The following is a 20,802-nucleotide window of genomic DNA, read 5'->3' on the forward strand; positions in this document are numbered from 1 at the left end:
TAGCGTGCCAAAAAGTTAAGTGATTGATTTTAAATAAGATGAAGATAATAAGGTCGTAATAACGAAAAAGACCGCACCAACATGGTGCAGCCTTTCACTATCTTAATGCGCGATGCTCTTATTGCTCCAGTTTTGGGCAACGGAGCCTTCAAAGCTCTGAATGACTAACAAATAGGTCTTAGGACTAGTAACCTAAAAAATCCATCCAGCGTTCGATGAGCAGTTCGAAATCGTCGATTCCACAGCTTGCTTGGCTTTCACAGTTATAGAAGTCGAACTCACTGCCCTCTTCCGTCTCTTGCTCATGCGCTAACACGTTTTCTTGAATCGTTACTTCGTCTTCATTAATCGCAAGGCTAATCTCTTTGCCAAGCAACGTCACTTCATTGCTCAAGTCCTGTCGAGATTGCTCAATCAACGCCATCACATGATCTAATTTTTGCTTATCTTTACCGATCTCTTCTTGAAGCCAACGGCCAACAATCTCATGGCCCATGCTGCATTTCACATAGTATTCACCCATTAGAGTGTTTCTAGTAAATTCAAACTCCATAACTCAACCTATACTGCATTAATACTCAAGCGATACTATTTCTGAGTATACCATTGTCTTGTCAGAAACGAGCGTATTGACGAATTTATCGTTACGATCCAACCTACACAGTCAATGAAGAGGAGGGCTCTATGCAGTTGAACGAAATGATTGCCAAACAAATTGTCGAACGAACCATGAAGATCATCCCACACTCGATTAATGTGATGGATAATAAAGGTCGCATTATTGGATCCAGTGATCCTACTCGCTTATACCAAAAACATGAAGGAGCGGTACTTGCCATCACCGAATCACGAGTCGTTAATATTGACGAAGCCACTGCCGAACACCTAAAAGGGGTTAAGCCTGGAGTTAATTTACCGATTCTATTTCAGGATAATGTCATTGGGGTGATTGGGGTTTCTGGGACACTGCAGCAAGTTCATCATTTTGGTGAGCTGGTGAAGATGACCGCTGAGCTTATTGTTGAACAAGCTGTACTTATGTCTCAAGTAGAATGGAATAAGAGGCATCGTGAAGAATTGGTATTGCAATTAATCCGAGGTAGCACGCTTAATGACATGCAACTGCAATCCATCGCACAGCGTCTGGATCTCGACCTTGCACAACCGCGGATTGCCGCCATCGTCAAGGTGTTACCGATAGGAGACACTGCGCCTTCATTGGAAAACTTACAGCAATTAGTACATTTACTTGAATATCCCGAGCGCGATAATTTAGTCGGTATCTTGTCTGTTTCACAAAACGAAGTGGTGGTACTCAAGCCTATAACCCTGATAGGGAACAGCTGGTCCAAGGATGCAGAAGCCAAGCGCGTGAAATTGCTACTCAAAAGAATAAAGAAAGAAGCTAAGTTTCAAATCAAGATTGCGCTTGGGGATTACTTTACCGGACTTTCTGGTTTAGCACGCTCATATGATACCGCTGAGCTCGCTATGCGCAGTGTCGGTAACCGCCCCGGAGACATGTTTTTCTATCAAGACTATCGACTGCCGGCCATTATGAGTAGCCTGTTACAAGATCCATGGATTCGTGAGCAACTGGAGCAGTCTTACCTACATCTTCAACAACAGGACAGTAAAGGGATACTGATCAAAACTTTGAAGACATATTTAAAGCAGAACTGTGATTCAGCTCTCACCTGTAACGAACTACATATCCATCGCAATACGCTACGCTATCGAACAGACAAGATAAACCAAATAACATCATTAAATATCAACAATATAGACGATCTATTTCAACTCTACATTGCAATAAATCTATTCCACTGGTCGAGCTAAAAAATGTGCAACTGCACAATTTAAAAGGACCGATTTGAGCACTTATTTGTAGAGAATGACAAAGACTTACCAACCCTATATCTTTATATTTGCCGAAAATGACACATCGTTATCTGGGAAATAGAACATGATTGAAGTTTCAACTCTTGGCGCACTTTCAGCATTGATTGTTGCTATCGCGCTCATTCTTAAAAAAGTGCCACCCACCTACGGCATGATCATCGGTGCTTTGGTTGGCGGCGTGGTTGGCGGCGTTTCTCTCACCGAAACCGTTGAGTTAATGATAGGTGGTGCCCAAGGGATCGTCACTTCAGTGATGCGAATTCTCGCCGCTGGTGTGTTGGCCGGCGTACTAATTGAATCAGGGGCGGCTACCTCGATTGCAGAATCCATCATCAAAAAAGTAGGCGAAACTCGCGCCTTACTTGCTCTTGCCATTGCGACCATGATTTTAACCGCTGTTGGCGTTTTCGTTGATGTGGCCGTTATCACGGTTTCTCCTATTGCACTGGCTATTGCTCGCCGCGCAGACCTTTCTAAAACCGCGATCCTTTTAGCGATGGTGGGCGGCGGTAAAGCAGGTAATGTCATGTCGCCTAACCCAAATGCCATTGCGGCGGCTGATGCGTTCAATGTTCCGTTAACCTCTGTGATGGCTGCAGGCGTGATTCCGGGTCTATTTGGGCTGCTTTTCGCCTACTTCTTGGCAAAGCGCCTCGTCAATAAAGGTTCAAAAGTAGCGGAAAGTGAAGTGGTCAAAGCGGATCAAAGTTCACTGCCAAGCTTTTCTTCTTCAATCGTTGCACCGTTAGTGGCTATTGCCCTACTCGCGCTGCGACCACTCGCTGATATCAATGTTGATCCTCTAATTGCATTACCCTTGGGTGGATTGCTGGGTGCACTGGCTATGGGTCGCTTCAAACAAGCCAATAGCTTTGCGGTTTCAGGCTTGTCACGTATGGCACCGGTTGCTGTAATGCTACTGGGCACAGGAACCATTGCAGGCATCATTGCTAACTCAGGACTAAAAGCTGATCTGATTGAAGTGCTGACGATGTCTGGGCTGCCTTCTTACTTACTTGCTCCGTTTTCTGGCGCACTGATGGCACTATCAACCGCATCGACAACTGCCGGAACAGTAGTGGCATCGAATGTATTTGCCAGCACCATTCTTGAGCTAGGTGTTCCAGCTCTCGCAGGCGCAGCAATGATCCACTCTGGTGCGACAGTACTTGACCATATGCCACATGGTAGCTTCTTCCATGCCACGGGTGGTGCGGTACATATGAGTATTCATGAACGTCTAAAACTCATCCCTTATGAGTCAGCGGTCGGTCTTGTTATCGCCTTCGTCTCAGTAATGATCTTCGGTGTATTTGGTCTGTTTGTTTAAGTTTAAAGGTATCAAAATGAAAATTGTAATTGCTCCTGACTCATATAAAGAAAGCCTATCAGCAATGGGCGTTGCTCAAGCGATTGAAGATGGCTTTAAACAGCTAATACCAAACGCCGAATACGTAAAATTACCAATGGCTGATGGTGGTGAAGGCACAGTACAATCTCTGGTGGATGCGACCAATGGCTCTATCATCCAACATCCAGTGATTGGTCCATTAGGTGAAATTGTCGAAGGCTTCTACGGTATGTTCGGTGACGGTAAAACTGCCATTATTGAAATGGCGGCCGCTTCCGGCCTAGATTTAGTCTCTCCAGAACAACGTAATCCACTAAAAACCACTACCTATGGTACGGGTGAGTTGATCAAAGCCGTATTAGATAAAGGTGTTGAGCATATTATTATTGGCATTGGTGGTAGTGCGACCAATGATGGTGGCTTAGGAATGGCTCAAGCGCTAGGCATTCGTATGCTAGATGCAGAGGGTCACGAGCTGGTGTTTGGTGGTGGTGAACTGTCAAAACTGACAACCATTGATCTCACCAACCTCGACCCACGCCTACAAAACGTACGCTTAGAGGTCGCTTGTGATGTCGATAATCCATTATGCGGACCAAAAGGGGCATCACAGGTATTCGGTCCGCAAAAAGGCGCAACACCAGAAATGGTTGAGCTGTTAGATGCTAACCTTGCTCATTATGCCAGTATCATGAAAAACCAGTTAGGCGTCGATGTCATTGATCTCCCTGGTGCTGGCGCGGCAGGCGGTCTAGGCGCGGCACTTGTTGGCCTGTTAAATGCGGAGCTTCGCCCTGGTATTAACATCGTAATGGACGCCGTCAATTTAGATGAAATAGTCTCAGATGCTGATCTTGTGATTACAGGAGAGGGGCGCATTGATAGCCAAACCATTCATGGCAAAACACCGATTGGTGTCGCTCGCACAGCCAAAAAACATAAACTGCCTGTCATCGGTATTGCCGGCTGTCTAGCCAGTGATTGTGGTGTGGTTCATGAGCATGGTATCGACGCGGTATTTGCGGTAGTGAACCGTTCAGTAGACTTGCCGACAGCTTTGGCTGAAGCGGCTGAAAATATTGAACTTACTGCTCGCAATGTTGCAGCAATGTATACGATTAAGCACTAATCGAGCTCTCTGTAAGCTAAAAGCAATTAAGGCCGCTATTCACAGCGGCCTTAATTATATTTACAACAAAATCAGACGTTACGCAGGCTCTTGGAAGATAACCGTGTCTGCTTTTTCCGTGTACTGACCCATTTTATGGAAGTTCAGGTAACGGTATGTATCAGCAGCCGTTGCATTAATCTTCTCAGCGTACTCTAAGTACTCTTCTTTCGTTGGGATGCGACCTAGAATCGCGCCAACAGCAGAAAGCTCAGCAGAAGCCAGATAAACGTTCGCGCCATTACCTAAGCGGTTCGGGAAGTTACGCGTTGACGTCGACATAACCGTCGAAGCATCAGCAACACGAGCTTGGTTACCCATACATAGTGAACAGCCAGGAGTTTCGATACGTACCCCAGCACGACCGAAGATGCCGTAGTAGCCTTCTTCTGTCAGTTGGTCTTTATCCATCTTCGTTGGCGGAGCAACCCATAGGCGAGTGTTTAGAGAACCATTGAACTCTTCAAGCATCTTACCAGCGGCACGGAAGTGGCCGATGTTGGTCATACAAGAACCGATGAACACTTCTTGAATCTCGGTGCCTTGAACGTCAGATAGAAGACGAGCATCATCTGGATCGTTTGGTGCACATAGGATTGGTTGATCGATATCAGCAAGGTCAATCTCGATAACGTGCGCGTATTCCGCATCTGAATCAGCAGACAGCAACTCAGGGTTAGCTAGCCACTCTTCCATTGCTGTAATACGACGCTCAATCGTACGAACATCACCGTAACCTTCAGCGATCATCCACTTCAGCATCACGATGTTCGAGTTCAAGTACTCAGAGATAGACTCTTCAGAAAGCTTAACGGTACAACCTGCAGCAGAACGCTCAGCAGATGCATCAGAAAGCTCAAATGCTTGCTCAACAGATAAGTGCTCAACACCTTCAATTTCTAGTACACGACCAGAGAATTCGTTGATCTTACCTGCTTTCTCTACCGTTAGTAGGCCTTGCTTGATGCCGTAAAGAGGAATGGCATGTACTAGGTCACGTAGCGTGATACCCGGTTGCATTTCACCTTTAAAGCGAACCAAGATAGATTCAGGCATATCAAGAGGCATAACGCCTGTTGCTGCAGCAAATGCTACCAAGCCAGAACCCGCAGGGAATGAAATACCTAGAGGGAAACGAGTATGCGAGTCACCACCTGTACCTACAGTATCAGGAAGAAGCATACGGTTTAGCCATGAGTGGATAACGCCATCACCCGGACGAAGTGAAACACCCGCACGATTCATGATGAAATCAGGTAGCGTATGGTGAGTGTTTACATCGACTGGTTTAGGGTATGCCGATGTGTGACAGAAAGACTGCATTACAAGGTCTGCAGAGAAACCAAGACACGCCAGATCTTTAAGCTCATCACGAGTCATAGGACCGGTCGTATCTTGAGAACCGACTGTCGTCATTTTAGGTTCACAGTACTGACCAGCACGAACACCTTCAACGCCACATGCTTTACCAACCATCTTCTGAGCTAGCGTGTAGCCTTTATCAGATGCAGATGGATCGATTGGTTTAGCAAACAGATCCGTTTCAGCTAGACCTAGAGCGTCACGAGCACGACCCGTTAGACCACGACCGATGATCAGTGGAATACGGCCACCAGCACGCACTTCATCAAGAAGTACTTTGCTTAGCTCAAAGTTTGAGATCACAGAACCGTTCTTGTGAACAACACCTTCGTACGGGTAGATATCAATGATATCGCCCATGTTCATGTCTTGTACGTTCAGTTCAATGGGTAGTGCGCCTGAATCTTCCATTGTGTTGTAGAAGATTGGTGCAATTTTACCACCAAGACAAACACCGCCAGTACGCTTGTTTGGTACGAATGGGATATCTTCACCCATGAACCAAAGTACTGAGTTTGTTGCCGATTTACGTGAAGAACCTGTACCAACAACATCACCAACGTAAGCCAGTGGAATGCCATCTTTTTGCATTTCTTCAATTTGTTTGATTGGACCAACGCTACCCTGTTCATCAGGAGTAATGCCATCACGTTCCATCTTCAGCATCGCTTTCGCGTGTACTGGGATGTCAGGACGTGACCATGCATCAGGCGCTGGAGATAGGTCATCGGTGTTCGTTTCACCAGTGACTTTAAATACTTTTACTGTGATTTTTTCTGCTACTTTATCTTTCGCTGTAAACCATTCAGCATCAGCCCAAGATTGAAGTACTTGTTGTGCAGCAGCATTGCCAGCTTTCGCTTTCTCTTCTACGTCATAGAACGCATCGAACATCAGTAGAGTATGAGATAGCGCTTTAACAGCGATTGGAGCAAGCTCAGCATCGTCTAGTAGAGATACTAGAGATTCGATGTTGTAACCGCCTTGCATGGTACCAAGCAGTTCTGCAGCTTTTGCTTTGCTTACTAGTGGCGAAGCTACTTCACCTTTAGTGATAGCCGTAAGGAAGCCAGCTTTTACGTAAGCAGCTTCATCTACACCCGGTGGAATGCGATTTTCTAGTAGGTCAAGAATGATTTCTTCTTCACCTTGAGGTGGATTCTTCAGAAGTTCAACTAGGCCAGCTACCTGCTCAGCATCTAGTGGTTTTGGAACAACTCCTTCGGCAGCACGTTCTTCGACGTGTTTACGGTAGGCTTCAAGCACGACTTTTTTCCTCTCATTGCGGTTCACTTCTTCCCTTCATAATTGTTAGTAAAATAAAGAAGTGAACATCCTTGGAAACTTGGCTCTCCATTGCCATTTTTGTCATTCAATTTGTATTGATGAGCGGCGTCATAGAGGCCAAACTGTGGGCGGTAGAATAGCAAATTTAACGTTAAATTAAAATCTTATCATTTTGACCAACATAGCAAGTTAAGACGAAAGTCCCACTATTTTTGCCTAATTACGCACTTAAATGGCGACTCTGCGCATGATTATTTGTAGGACGTACCTACAATCAGATACACCGAATCGAAATTATCTTCGGTTCGGCCATAAGCTAAAATGATCGGCCCGATTGGAGAATCAACACCCGCGAAAACAGAACCCGCGGTGTACATTGGCGCTTCATCAATACTCAAATCATTGTTCGACCAAACACCACCATGCTCAATGGATGCGCCCACGTAGAATGGTGATTTAAAAAGGCCGAAGTCATTTTCAAACCACTTATAACGATAAATAAGGCTGGTGTAAGCCAAGTTCTGACCAATCATACTATTCCTTGGAATACCTGACAGGTTTAAGAAGCCACCAAGCTCTTTGGGATCAATAGGGAAAATCGAATTTTTGCTCTCTACAATACCGTAATCCAGCTTTGCGACTAAAGTATGCTTCTCAATACTCTTTGCTGCCATGAAATTGGCCGAAAACTCATAAACCGTATCACTCTCAGACGTTAAATCCGATTCACCAAGAGAGCTGTCATTATCAAAATCATCATGAGAAACGAGGTACTCTAAATCGACAAAGTAACCCTTGGTCGGTAAGCTGAAATTATCCAAAGTATCCAGTCGGTAACCCATGAAGCCACCAATACGCTTGTAGCCACCACTGCCCAATGAAGGTAACGAAGAAACCTCAACATCCCCATCTGTATAACGAACACCAAATGTCAGCTCCTGCCACAAGGTTGGTTGATAGCCTAATGCCAATTCACCGACATATTCACTATACGTCATAGGGAGATAATCTTTCGTTACGTCCAGTGTCGGTTCTTCAATATCATCAATATCTGCGGGTAGGTTTCTGTTCTCTTTGCTGTAAACAACCGATGCCGAAGTAAACAGCTTTTGACTCGAAAAGAATGGCGAGTATAGTTCCGCTTCAATTCGCTTGTCCGTTCCCATCTCGATATTGGTTCTTAGCTCTGCACCATGCTTATTAATATCGGTAAAGTTGGCTGAGACACCGATCGAGTACTGACTGGTAGTAGAGAAATCATCTTCAAGAAAGAATCGAAAGTTGAGGTAGTTTGGGCCCCAAGACTTTTCGTTCACATCGACCTGAAGTTGATCTTCACCATCAACATTATCAAACTCATAAGTGACCAATTCAAATCTATCCAGTGCATAGAGATCTTTCACTTTAGATTCGATTTCACTGGTTTTCAAAACCTCACCAGAATCGAGATTTAAGCGGTTTTCGATCAACTTATCTGAATAGTGGGTGTTGTTGTTGATGACAACCCTATCGACGACAGTCTTATCGCCATGTTTCAGCTGTCTGCGTGCTTTTTGTTTGTCCTCGATATAATGCTGATAATCGGCATTTGAGAGCGATAGCTTAGAAAGTTCATCAGTATGCTGCTTAGCGGCTTCATAGCCCGCGAGGAAAGCCGATGGCATTTTATCAAAGTCAGTCGTCTCCATTTGCCCAACATCAGGACGTAGGAAAACATCATCATCCGTCAGTGTTTCAGCTTGCTCTTGAGTGCTGCGTTGGACCAGATAATTAGAGAGTTGATCAGCTGCCGCTAGAAAATTCGTGAAATCTTCTTTGCCTTTGTAATTGGTACTGATATCCACCGCAATGACAATGTCCGCGCCCATCGCTCTGGCAACGTCGACTGGCATATTATTGGTGACACCACCATCAACCAGCATTCGGCCATCTAATTCATAAGGGGGAAGCGCGCCGGGAACTGACATACTGGCCATCATCGCATCAACAAGGTGACCATGGTCGATGACCACTTCTTCAAGCTCAATAATGTCGGTTGCGACTGAACGGTAGGGAATAGCAAGATGGTCAAAAGAGTCGAGTGGAGATAGGTTACCTGTGGTCTCACGCAGAATACGCAACATATTCTGACCTTGAACCACACCTTTCCTAGCTTTGATTTCGCCCCAACCTAAACCGAGATCGGTGTTCAGTTGGTAACGGTCTTCATATTCTTTGTCACGCACTCGGCGATCACTACGGTTAACGCGATCACGATAGCCGCGATTCCAATCAACCGTATAAATAAAACTTTCAATCTCATCAGCACTCATCCCTGTCGCATAAAGCCCACCAACGTAAGAACCCATGCTGGTACCAGTAATGTAATCGACCGGAATTTGCATCTCTTCTAGCGCTTTAAGTACACCAATGTGAGCCGCTCCTTTGGCTCCTCCACCAGCAAGCACAACAGCAACGGTTGGTCTTTTATGAGCTTGTCCAGCTTGCTGAGATTGTTCGACCGGTGTCACAGTAGATGCAAACAGCTGAAAACTGATCACAGTACCGACAATGCCTAAGCCGCTCACCATCCAACGAGAAATCATTCTTTAAACTATCCTTGTCATTCTTTTCTTTTACGACTTTACCACTGAAAAAGCTTTTTTAGCCACTGTTTTGGTTGACTTTCACAACCCTTTTTAATGTTTCCATTCTCATCCCAAACCGGCAGTTTAACCGTACCGTCACAGTCAAACTCTAAAGCCCCTTGAGAAGTTCGAGTAAAACTTGCCGTCGTAATGCCATTCGGCCAAGGCAACAGTAACTGCTCTGGAGTTCGATGTTTCAGATAATCGGCATAAACACGTAGCGCACCACTAGAGCCCGTGAGTTTAGTCGGCTTATTATCATCGCGCCCTAGCCAGATGGTAGTGACTTCGCGACCATCAACACCCACGAACCAACTGTCTCGGCTGTCATTACTGGTGCCCGTTTTACCGGCTAATCCTGCCCATGCAAACTGACCTTGTAGGAAACGCCCCGTACCTTCAGACACACCACGTTTCATCGCATACGTTGTCAACCAAGCAGCTTGCTGGTCAACGCTTTGTGATACACGAGGGATCGACTGATACAGAACCTCGCCATCGTTATCAACAACTGAGCGAAGCGCAGACAAAGGTGCTATACGCCCAGAATTGGTAATGGTTTGATACATCTGCGCAACTTGGAACGGAGTCAGTGAGAACGAACCCAAAAACATCGACGGCACTGGGCGAATCTCATTTTTATCGACCCCCAGTTTTCCAATCGTATCCGAGACACTATCAATGCCTAATTGCATGCCTAAACGAACAGTAGGTACGTTGTAAGACTTAGAAAGCGCCACATACAAAGGCACATCGCCACGGAACTTACGATCGAAGTTTCTCGGGCTCCACACGCTACCTTTACTGCCTTTCAAGCTCAGTGGCGTGTCTTTCAATGTTGTCGCCAACGTGTACTTCTGAGGCTGCTCTAGTGCGGTTAAGTAAATTGCAGGCTTGACCAAAGAACCAATTGGGCGACTCGCGTTCAAGGCACGGTTAAAGCCATCGTAGCCAGTACGCTTACCACCGACCATCGCCCGGATTTCACCGGTATTTCTATCCACGGCAATAGCTGCTGCTTCCAGCTTATTACCTGCGGTTTTCGATAAATCAGGCACCTTACGAGCAATCGACTTCTCTAACTTGTCTTGAGATACCGGATCCAGAGAGGTAAAGACTCGAATCCCTTTTTTCGCCTCAAATCGATCGCCGACATACTTCTTAAGCTCAATGTTTACTTGTTGGAAATAAGCGGGCTGACGGCTAGCAATGCGTGGGTTGTCTTGAATATCCAAATCACGACTCGCCGCCTCTTCGTATTGTCGCGGAGTTAAGATGTCTTGTTGCATCAATAAGCGAAGAACCAGATCGCGTCGAGTCTTAGCACGCTCAGGATAGCGAACCGGATTGTAATACGACGGTCCTTTCACCATACCCACCAGCAGTGCTAGCTGATCGATGCGCAGCTCTTGAATAGGTTGACCAAAATACAAACGAGACGCTAAACCGAAGCCATGAATCGCTTGCCCACCATTCTGTCCAAGATAAACCTCATTTAAGTAAGCCTCTAGGATACGGTCTTTGCTGTAACGATGGTCTAAGATAAGTGCAATGTAGGCTTCACGAACCTTACGCCACAATGTACGTTCACTGGACAGGAACAGGTTTTTTGCCAACTGTTGTGTCAGCGTACTACCACCTTGTACCGTTCGCCCAGCTTTGACGTTAACGACCATTGCACGAGCGATGGCCAGTGGCGACACACCATCGTGTTGATAGAAGTTTCGGTCTTCGGTTGCCAGTAAGGCATCAACCATCACTTCTGGGAACTGATTGCGTTTTAAGAACAGGCGCTGCTCATCGTTACTTTTCTCAAGCATGCCAAGCATTTTCGGTTCAACACGCAGGTAGCCCATGTCGCCTTTCTTCTCCAGCGACTGAATGCGAGTTAATTCGTTACCATTGAAGTGCAGCATCACATGACGATCCGCTTCCGGTCCATCAACAAACTCGAACGGACGACGAATCATTTCAATCTTGGTCGAAGAAGAAGAGTATTCGCCTGGGTGACGAGGCGCGTTCACCTTACGGTAATTAAGTACATCGAGCTCATTCTTAACCTGAACCAAACTCACCGGAGTTCCCGGAGACAGGTCTAGCACTCGCGCATAAACCACGGTTGGCAAATCAAACAGCTGACCTTCAAAGCGCTGTTTGACCACAGAATCAAGATAAATACCGACGAACAACAGCAATGCCGCAAGCGCTAAGCCCGCTTTCCAAGAAATGCCCCATAGGATCTTCAACCAACCTCTTTTGCCAGATTTCTTAGCCTTAGGTTTGGTCTTTTTCGCAGCCGCTCTTGGTTTTCTTGGCTTGGCTTTGGTCGCTGGTGACTTCTTTGCTGGCGCTTTTTTAGGTGGTGCCTTTTTTGGCGTTAACATTTTGGTCATCATCGATTCAACTGTCGTTTGGTTTTAGTGGTTGCTACATGGTTAGCAGGGTCATCCGGCCAAGGATGTTTTGGGTAACGGCCCTTCATCTCTTTTTGTACTTCTTTGTACGCGCCAGCCCAAAAGCCAGCTAAATCTTGAGTAATTTGTAGTGGTCGCTGTGCTGGAGAAAGGAGCTCAAGCACTACTTTTTTACGCCCTTGCGCGATCAATGGCGAGTCTTGTTCGCCAAAGACTTCCTGCATTCGCACTGAGATCACTGGTTCAGATTGATATTGATAACGAATGGCCTTCTTGCTGCCTGTTGGCATCAGATAGTGCGTTGGCAACCATTGGTCGATTTCTTGATTCAAAGGCCAACCAAGATAAGCCGACAATGCTTGCTCAATCGAAACACTAGACAGTCCTTTTGCCGACTTAATGCCATTCAGATAGGGAGATAGCCACTCATCAAGGTGTTCAATCAAACTCGCATCGTCCATCGCTGGCCAATCATGCTCAGGCATCCAAAGCTCTGCACAGCGTACACGCTCAACCAACTGCTTAGCCGAAGCTGTCCAATTTAAGCGATCCAACCCACATCGAGCGACATAATTGAGCAGCGCTTGGCTCGCCTGATTCGCATCGGGATCAGGTAAAGCTTTGGTGCTGATAATCAACTTGCCCAGAGATACACGCTGCTCAGCAACTAAACGGCCACGTTTCTCATCCCAATCGGCGTAATCGGAACGCACAAACAGTTTTGGAAATTCAGCTTCTAACTGTGCGATATCAACCGCGGTGGCTAAGAAAATCTGACTGGCTCGCCCTGTGCTGCGCATCAAATCAATCACTACGATATAGTTATTGTTCGCCAGTGGATCATCATCACGAACCTCAGCACCGTGGCCATTCGCCAAAAGGAAAGCACTGCTGGTCGCGCTTCTCACTTGTGCAATCCGGTCTGGGAAGGCAAAACAAAGCACTAATGGTAGCAATGATTCGTCAGCTTGTGACAAATCTAAGTGATGATTGAGTTTACTCGCGAGACTTTTCGCTCGCTGCATCACAACGCTATTTTTGGAATGTTTTCTTTGCTTAAGTCGATGCAAAGAGTGTTGAATATCCGTCACATTGCGCTCCGGCTCTTCCAGCAAAGCAGCAGCAACAATCGCGACATTCAACAGAGCAGGACTACCTTGCTGCGCTTTAACCAACATGCTGGCAATACGAGGCTCTAGACCTAAACGTTGGACCTGTTTTCCTAATGCCGTAAATTGACCATTATCGTCTAACAATTCAAGAGTCTGTAAGAGTTGCTTGGCTTGCCCGATAGAAGCTTTGGGTGGAACGTCTAACCATTGCAGTTCATCAGCACTCGCAGCGCCCCATTGCGTCAATTCAGACACCAGCGAAGACAAATCAGAATGAAGAATTTCAGGTTCTGGTATAGCTGGTTGCTGCATCAGCTGCGTTTCGCTGTACAAACGAACGCACAAGCCCTCTTCAATTCGTCCCGCACGGCCCGCTCGTTGTTCAGCTGAAGATTGCGAGATTTTCACTTGCTCAAGCTTAGTAATACCGGTTTTCAGATCGAACTTCGCCACACGTTCAAGCCCAGAATCAACCACCAATCGAATACCTTCAATCGTCAAAGAAGTCTCAGCAATATTGGTCGCTAACACCACCTTTCGACGCCCTTTCTCTGATGGCGCGATCGCTTTCTGCTGTTGAGAAAAGCTGAGTTGCCCATACAGAGGACACACATCGATATCATTGGCGAATTGTTCTAGTTGAGATTCCACCTGCTTAATCGCAGAAACGCCCGGCAAAAAGGCCAGAAGTGAGCCTGACTCTTTCTCCATCAGAGAGCGAATCACGTTAGCCATTTTAGGGGCTAGACATTCATTTGCGTTAAGAGGCTGATAACTGAAATCGACCGGAAAGGTGCGACCTTGTGATTCAACGTATTTGGCATTCGGCAGCAAAGTTTGCAGAGCTTGTTGATCTAAAGTTGCCGACATCACTACCACTTTCAGATCGTCACGCAACGCCTCTTGGATCTCTAAGCTAAACGCCAATGCGGTATCGGCGTGAATACTGCGCTCGTGAAATTCATCAAAGATCACCATATCAACCCCAGTTAATTCAGGGTCGGTTTGGATCATTCTTGTCATGATCCCTTCAGTAACAATCTCTAAGCGAGTCGCACTGCTGCTTTTAGATTCACCACGAACTCTAAAGCCAATGCTCTCTCCCACCTTTTCTCCCAATTGGCTCGCTAAGTAAGTAGCAATATTCCTTGCAGCCAAACGCCTCGGTTCAAGCATGATGATTTTGCCTTGAACGGCGTTGGTCTTAACTAACTGTAAAGGGAAGAATGTTGACTTACCCGCACCGGGAGCGGCCTTTAGAATAAGTTGAGTGTGTGTTTCTACGCCAGCGAGCAGATCTGGCATCACAGCTTCTATGGGCAGTTGTGGCAATGGGAGAACCTTGTGGTGTAATGTTGGCAACATTGTACATAAAAACCTACCTGTCTAAATAAGTAATATGCACTTCAATCCTCCATTAGAGCCCGCGACTCTTATTAAACGCTATAAACGCTTTCTCACTGACATCCAACTTCCAGACGGTAGCGAGCGCACTATCCACTGCGCTAACACTGGAGCGATGACAGGATGTGCGACTCCTGGCAATACGGTGTGGTACTCAACCTCCGATAATGCAAAGAGAAAGTACCCAAACAGCTGGGAGATCTCAGAAACAGACAAAGGTCATCGTATTTGTGTAAATACTGCGCGGGCAAACCAGCTAGCAGTGGAAGCAATTGAAAATGGGACTATAGTTGAACTCTTAGGTTATAACGCGTTACGAACCGAAGTGAAATATGGCAGTGAGAATAGTCGCATTGATATTCTGCTTGAAGATAACGAAAAGCCGCCTTGCTATATCGAAGTGAAAAGCGTCACTTTGCTCGACGAGCAAGAAACGTCAACTAAAGGGCAAGGTTTTTTCCCTGATGCGGTCACAACCAGAGGCCAAAAACATCTGCGTGAACTCACAGAAATGGTCGAATCTGGAAATAGAGCCGTACTTTTATTCACTGTTTTACATTCAGGTATTGAAAAAGTGTCTGCGGCACACCATATAGACGCCAAATATTCGTTATTACTAAAACAAGCACAAGACGCTGGAGTTGAAGTGCTTTGCTATAAAGCAGAGCTCAGCAGTACTCAAATACAACTAAAACAAGCTATTGAATTTATCAATAGCTAAGCAAAGATGCTGAACTAATCACATTGATTGCAAGTTTGAATAAGAGTATTTGCCACCATTCGTTCTTTCTGCTATAGATACCCGCCTTAAAATTAGCTGCTTTGCAGTTGACTAGGTGTAAATAGGAGATGCTGTATGCCAGAATCTAAGAAAAAAGCGCTAGGCATCCTAGCCATCGCAGGTGTTGAACCGTACCAAGAGAAGCCAGGTGAAGAGTACATGTCACCTGAGCAAACGGAACATTTTACAAAAATTTTAGCAGCTTGGCGCAACCAGCTCAGGGAAGAAGTTGATCGTACTGTGCACCACATGCAGGACGAAGCAGCGAATTTCCCAGACCCAGTTGACCGTGCTTCTCAAGAAGAAGAATTCAGCTTAGAGTTACGTAACCGTGACCGTGAGCGTCGTCTTATCAAAAAAATTGAGAAGACATTAGACAAGATCGAAGAAGACGATTTCGGCTTCTGTGATTCTTGCGGTATCGAGATTGGCATTCGTCGCCTTGAAGCTCGTCCAACTGCTGATCTTTGTATTGACTGTAAAACACTTGCAGAGATCAAAGAAAAACAGATGCAAGGTTAATTCTTGCAGATGTAAAGAAAGGGAGCCTTGGCTCCCTTTTTTGTTTGTTATCCAAGCGAAGTATTTCACACGCTTGATAGTAAATAGCAGCTTTAAGCCTTAGTTCTAGGCATTAAAGCTCTTGTCAAACGTCTTAAGAATCGGCTACTGCGGTACCATTTAGATTAGGTTGTTCACTCATGAATTATATCGGGCGCTTTGCACCATCACCGTCAGGTCCTCTTCATTTTGGCTCACTTGTTGCTGCTCTTGGTAGCTACTTTCAAGCGAAATCTAACCAAGGAAAATGGTTAGTTCGTATGGAAGACCTCGACCCACCAAGAGAAATGGCCGGCGCTGCAGACCTCATTCTTAAGACGCTTGAGGCTTACCATCTATTTTGGGATGGTGAAGTCGTCTATCAAAGCCAACGTCATGACTTGTATCAAGCTCAAATCGATCAATGGGTTGCTGACAATCAAGCCTACTACTGCCAATGCACCCGCAAGCAGATAAAGGCTTTGGGCGGCTTTTACAATGGTCACTGTCGAGATGTAGGCCTAATCGATTCAGGTGAACAGGCGGTGCGCTTGTGCATGGACTTTCCAGTGGAGTCCTTTGATGATGTTCGCCACGGCACCATTCAAATCCCTAAAGCACTAGCTGAAGAAGATTTTATTATTAAACGCAGAGATGGATTGTTTGCCTATAACTTGGCCGTTGTTCTTGATGACATCGACCAAGGAGTAACAGAAGTCGTAAGAGGCGCAGACCTGATAGAACCAACAGGTCGACAAATCAGTTTGTATAAGACGCTCAAGCAAAAAACAGTGAGCTACTTGCACTTACCATTGGCAACCGATGGCTTGGGGAATAAACTGTCAAAACAGAACCATGCCACCGCGATAGATCTCGACAACCCAAAACCAACGTTACTCAACGCGATGCGATTCTTAGGTTTTGATATCCCGACGGCTCTTTGTGAGGCTTCAATGGATGAGATTTTATTGTGGGGCTGCCAACAATGGAACGTCAGTCAGTTACCTGATAGTTTACAAAAAGAGCACTGTAATTAGCTCGAAACTCACGGCAAATAGCAAAAACGACACATAAAAATGCCATAACCAACCACTGTGGTTAAGCAGACGATGTTCTCAAATGGCTCGCGCTAAGCTATTATTAGCCGCAATTAAACTCTGCACTACCACTTTGGACTAAGAGAAAAACAAAGTTGGCGATACCTACTTTGTTCTAAACTAATGAATACAAACGACAATACCCCAAGCGAACAACGCGGATTCCACGAATTAGCTCTGAATATTTATACTCGTCAAGAGCACAATATTTCACGCAAGCAGATCAGCGACAACGCACTAAAAGTGCTATATCGCCTGAATGGTGCGGGTTTTGACGCATTTCTAGTCGGTGGTGGTGTGCGCGATATCTTATTAGGCTCTCAGCCAAAAGATTTTGATATTGCGACCAACGCAACGCCAGAGCAAATCAAACACCTCTTCAGAAACTGTCGTCTTATCGGTCGCCGTTTCCGCTTGGCACATATCATGTTTGGTCGCGACATCATTGAAGTGGCAACTTTCCGTGGTCACCACCAAGAACCATCGAAGAACGTTTCTGCACAATCGAAAGAAGGCATGCTACTTCGCGATAACGTGTACGGCAGTGTTGATGAAGATGCAGAGCGTCGTGATTTCACAATCAACGCGATGTACTACAACATTGCAGACTACAGCATCCACGATTACGCGGGTGGTGTAGAAGATTTAGAAGATAAACTGATCCGCCTGATTGGCGATCCAGAAACGCGTTACCGCGAAGACCCAGTACGTATGCTACGTGCAATGCGCTTCGCCGCTAAACTGGATTTCGACATCGAAGAAGACACGGCTGACCCGATTGAAGAGTTAGCTCACCTTCTAAGAGATATCCCAGCAGCGCGCCTTTACGAAGAGTCTCTGAAATTACTGCAATCAGGTCACGGTTTAGAAACCTACCACTTGATGCGCGAGTACAATCTATTCCAACAGATGTTCCCAACGGTAGCGGAGCACTTCACCGAAGATTACGACTCACACACAGAGCAGATGCTTGATTTGGTTCTCGATTCAACCGACCTTCGCATCGAAGATGGTAAGCGAGTAAACCCAGCATTCATGTTCGCAGCGATGCTTTGGTACCCAATGAACAAGCTGGCAGACAAACTTGTCGCTGAACAGGGTATGGCACACTACGATGCGATCATGGAAGCGAGTAACATCATTCTAGATCAGCAAGTAAAGTATATTGCGATTCCTCGTCGTCACACAGCAACCATTCGCGAAGTTTGGCAACTGCAACTTCGACTGCCTCGTCGCAACGGTAAACGCGCTGTTCGTCTAATGGAATTAAACAAATTCCGTGCAGGCTACGATTTCCTAGAAATGCGTGGTGAGATTGAAGGTGGCGAAACCAAAGAGTTAGCAAAATGGTGGGAGCGTTATCAGACTGCAGGTCGTAACATGCGTCAAGCAATGGCTAACGACGTTGCAGCACCATCAAAGTCAGGCCATCGTCGCCGTAAGACTTACCGAAACAAAAAGAGTAAGCAATCAGAATGATAACTGCTTACATTGCGGTCGGCAGCAACCTTGCCGACCCAGTTAGCCAAGCAAATTTGGCTATCGAAACGCTAAAAAGCCTACCGCGATCAACGTTTATTGCGACCTCTCAGCTATATAGTAGCACTCCAATGGGACCGCAAAATCAACCAGACTACATCAACGCGGTAGTCGCTATCCAAACCGAATTAACGCCAATTGAACTGCTTGATTGCACTCAAAAGATCGAACTAGAGCAAGGGCGCGTCCGTAAAGACGAACGTTGGGGACCAAGAACCTTGGATCTCGACATTGTGCTATACGGCAATGAGGTGATCGATTCAGAGCGCTTAATCGTTCCTCATTATGGAATGAAAGAACGAGAGTTTGTACTCTACCCGCTTGCTGAAATCGCACCAAGTTTACAACTCCCTGATGGGACTGAGCTGACAGAACTACTGAAAATAGTAGATAAGAACGGGCTCAATGTTTGGCAACAATAGCCAAGCGCATTAAGGAAAACCAATGAAAAAAGTAACCATTAACGACCTGATCAAATGCAAACGTGAAGGCCGTAAATTTGCGACTTCGACAGCTTATGATGCGAGCTTTGCTCAATTATTCGAAAGCCAAGAAATGCCAGTTCTGCTTGTCGGTGATTCACTGGGTATGGTTTTACAAGGCCATAACGATACATTACCAGTAACCGTTGAAGACATTGCTTACCATACTCGCTCAGTGCGTGCTGGTAGCCCAAATTGTCTTCTTATGGCTGACATGCCTTTCATGAGCTACGCGACGCCAGAACAAGCTTGTGAGAGCGCAGCGACTTTGATGCGTGCTGGTGCGAACATGGTAAAAATCGAAGGCGGAAGCTGGTTGGTTGATACTGTGAAGATGCTAACAGAACGTGCAGTACCAGTATGTGCACACTTAGGCTTGACGCCCCAGTCTGTGAACATTTTTGGTGGTTACAAGATTCAAGGTCGTGACGACGAGCAAGCCGACAAAATGGTTGCTGACGCGTTAGCACTGCAAAACGCAGGCGCTCAAATCGTTCTACTTGAATGTGTGCCAGCTTCATTGGCAAAACGAATTACAGAAGCTTGTGACGTACCGGTTATCGGTATCGGCGCAGGTAATGTTACCGATGGTCAGATCTTGGTTATGCATGACATGTTCGGTATTTCTGCGAACTACATGCCGAAGTTCTCTAAGAACTTCCTAGCAGAAACAGGTGATATGCGTAAGGCAGTAGCTCTATACAAAGAAGAAGTAGAGAGCGCGCGCTTCCCTGATGAAGCTCATACAATCGCTTAGGAGTAAGTATGCAAACTTTTGCTGAAATAGCGGCTCTTCGTGAGCAGATTAAACAGTTTAAGCGTGATGGACGTACGGTTGCTTTTGTACCGACAATGGGAAACCTGCATGAAGGCCACCTGACTCTGGTAAAGAAAGCTCGTGAACTGGCCGACATCGTTGTGGTAAGCATCTTTGTAAACCCAATGCAGTTTGACCGTGCAGACGACCTAAACAACTACCCTCGAACGTTAGAAGCAGATTTAAGCAAACTAACAGGTGAAGGGGTTGAGCTAGTATTTACACCAACGCCAGAGGTGATGTACCCAGATGGATTAGACAAGCAGACGTTTGTTGAGGTCCCTGGCATATCTCACATGCTTGAAGGTGCCTCTCGTCCAGGTCACTTCCGTGGTGTATCAACCATTGTCACTAAACTGTTTAATATCGTTCAGCCAGACTTTGCATGCTTCGGCGAGAAAGACTTTCAGCAACTTGCTGTTATTCGCCAGATGACCACTGATTTAGCATTAGACATTGAAGTTGTCGGCGTTGCGACCGTTCGTGAAATGGATGGTTTGGCAATGAGCTCTCGCAATAGCAACCTAACGATTGACGAGCGCCAACGAGCGCCCGTTTTAGCGCGTACTATGCGCTGGATCAGCAGCGCTATTCGTGGTGGTCGCGATGATTACGCATCAGTGATTGAAGATGCTACTGACCAGCTACGCGCTGCAGATCTTCAACCTGACGAAATCTTCATTTGTGATGCTAAAACTCTGCAAGCGATCACTTCAGAATCAACTCAAGCAGTGATTCTAATGTCGGCTTTCCTAGGTAAGACGCGTCTTATCGATAACCAAGTTCTCGATTTGGTAACGGAAACCAAAGAAGAAGTGAAAGAAGAAACGACTGAATAGTCGGCTTCTGCTCTTAACGCAAAACAAAAAAAGGTCGATGTTATATCGACCTTTTTCTTTACCTGTTACTTAGATGAACC

The 20,802-nt window shown here is 45.9% G+C and carries 15 protein-coding genes; 10 read left to right on the top strand and 5 right to left on the bottom strand.

Features of this window, described 5'->3' with window-relative positions; all coding sequences use genetic code 11:
- Window positions 1-184 precede the first annotated feature (184 nt).
- Complete coding sequence (locus tag ACED46_RS11890; RefSeq protein ID WP_371721510.1) at window positions 185-553, bottom strand: YacL family protein; 369 nt, start codon at window positions 551-553, stop codon at window positions 185-187.
- 131 nt (window positions 554-684) lie between these two features.
- Here ACED46_RS11890 and ACED46_RS11895 point away from each other — a divergent pair, with 131 nt between their 5' ends.
- The 3 genes from ACED46_RS11895 to ACED46_RS11905 all read left to right on the top strand — a co-directional run bounded on the left by ACED46_RS11895 (window position 685) and on the right by ACED46_RS11905 (window position 4,382).
- A complete protein-coding gene (locus ACED46_RS11895; RefSeq protein ID WP_371721511.1) occupies window positions 685-1,839 on the top strand; it encodes a sugar diacid recognition domain-containing protein in 1,155 nt (384 codons plus the stop codon).
- A 127-nt stretch (window positions 1,840-1,966) separates the two neighbouring features.
- On the top strand, window positions 1,967-3,232 hold the full coding sequence (locus tag ACED46_RS11900; RefSeq protein WP_017059423.1) for a GntP family permease: 1,266 nt from the start codon (window positions 1,967-1,969) through the stop codon (window positions 3,230-3,232).
- Window positions 3,233-3,248: 16 nt separating this feature from the next.
- Window positions 3,249-4,382, top strand: a complete 1,134-nt coding sequence (locus tag ACED46_RS11905) for a glycerate kinase (protein WP_017059424.1) — start codon at window positions 3,249-3,251, stop codon at window positions 4,380-4,382.
- 78 nt (window positions 4,383-4,460) lie between these two features.
- Here the strand turns inward: ACED46_RS11905 and acnB are convergent, their stop codons facing one another.
- The 4 genes from acnB to hrpB form a co-directional block, all read right to left on the bottom strand.
- Complete coding sequence (acnB, locus tag ACED46_RS11910; RefSeq protein WP_017059425.1) at window positions 4,461-7,049, bottom strand: bifunctional aconitate hydratase 2/2-methylisocitrate dehydratase; 2,589 nt, start codon at window positions 7,047-7,049, stop codon at window positions 4,461-4,463.
- Between the two features lie 272 nt (window positions 7,050-7,321).
- The gene (locus tag ACED46_RS11915; protein ID WP_371721512.1) at window positions 7,322-9,655 is read right to left on the bottom strand and encodes a patatin-like phospholipase family protein; all 2,334 of its coding nucleotides are present in this window, start codon (window positions 9,653-9,655) and stop codon (window positions 7,322-7,324) included.
- A gap of 38 nt (window positions 9,656-9,693) precedes the next feature.
- Entirely contained in the window at window positions 9,694-12,093 is a 2,400-nt protein-coding gene (mrcB, locus tag ACED46_RS11920) for a penicillin-binding protein 1B (protein ID WP_102331931.1), read from the bottom strand.
- The gene (gene hrpB / locus ACED46_RS11925) at window positions 12,090-14,588 is read right to left on the bottom strand and encodes an ATP-dependent helicase HrpB (RefSeq protein WP_371721513.1); all 2,499 of its coding nucleotides are present in this window, start codon (window positions 14,586-14,588) and stop codon (window positions 12,090-12,092) included. Before hrpB ends, mrcB begins: the two co-directional genes overlap by 4 nt.
- Before the next feature lie 34 nt (window positions 14,589-14,622).
- Between hrpB and sfsA the strand changes: the two genes are divergently transcribed.
- The 7 genes from sfsA to panC all read left to right on the top strand — a co-directional run bounded on the left by sfsA (window position 14,623) and on the right by panC (window position 20,722).
- On the top strand, window positions 14,623-15,348 hold the full coding sequence (gene sfsA / locus ACED46_RS11930) for a DNA/RNA nuclease SfsA (protein WP_371721514.1): 726 nt from the start codon (window positions 14,623-14,625) through the stop codon (window positions 15,346-15,348).
- Window positions 15,349-15,483: 135 nt separating this feature from the next.
- On the top strand, window positions 15,484-15,930 hold the full coding sequence (gene dksA / locus ACED46_RS11935) for an RNA polymerase-binding protein DksA (RefSeq protein ID WP_004738189.1): 447 nt from the start codon (window positions 15,484-15,486) through the stop codon (window positions 15,928-15,930).
- Window positions 15,931-16,109: 179 nt separating this feature from the next.
- A complete protein-coding gene (gene gluQRS, locus ACED46_RS11940; protein WP_102428503.1) occupies window positions 16,110-16,985 on the top strand; it encodes a tRNA glutamyl-Q(34) synthetase GluQRS in 876 nt (291 codons plus the stop codon).
- 183 nt (window positions 16,986-17,168) lie between these two features.
- Window positions 17,169-18,524 carry a polynucleotide adenylyltransferase PcnB gene (gene pcnB, locus ACED46_RS11945; RefSeq protein WP_371721516.1) on the top strand — a complete coding sequence of 452 codons (1,356 nt, stop codon included), beginning with the start codon at window positions 17,169-17,171 and terminating at the stop codon, window positions 18,522-18,524.
- Window positions 18,521-19,006 (top strand): 2-amino-4-hydroxy-6-hydroxymethyldihydropteridine diphosphokinase, encoded by a 486-nt coding sequence (gene folK, locus ACED46_RS11950; protein ID WP_004735459.1) that lies wholly within the window; start codon window positions 18,521-18,523, stop codon window positions 19,004-19,006. Before pcnB ends, folK begins: the two co-directional genes overlap by 4 nt.
- Before the next feature lie 22 nt (window positions 19,007-19,028).
- The gene (panB, locus tag ACED46_RS11955) at window positions 19,029-19,823 is read left to right on the top strand and encodes a 3-methyl-2-oxobutanoate hydroxymethyltransferase (protein ID WP_017059433.1); all 795 of its coding nucleotides are present in this window, start codon (window positions 19,029-19,031) and stop codon (window positions 19,821-19,823) included.
- Between the two features lie 8 nt (window positions 19,824-19,831).
- Window positions 19,832-20,722 carry a pantoate--beta-alanine ligase gene (gene panC, locus ACED46_RS11960; protein WP_017059434.1) on the top strand — a complete coding sequence of 297 codons (891 nt, stop codon included), beginning with the start codon at window positions 19,832-19,834 and terminating at the stop codon, window positions 20,720-20,722.
- Window positions 20,723-20,802 lie beyond the last annotated feature (80 nt).

It is taken from the genome of Vibrio sp. 1S139, from assembly GCF_041439475.1.
In the GTDB taxonomy this organism is placed as follows: Bacteria; Pseudomonadota; Gammaproteobacteria; order Enterobacterales; family Vibrionaceae; genus Vibrio; species Vibrio crassostreae_C.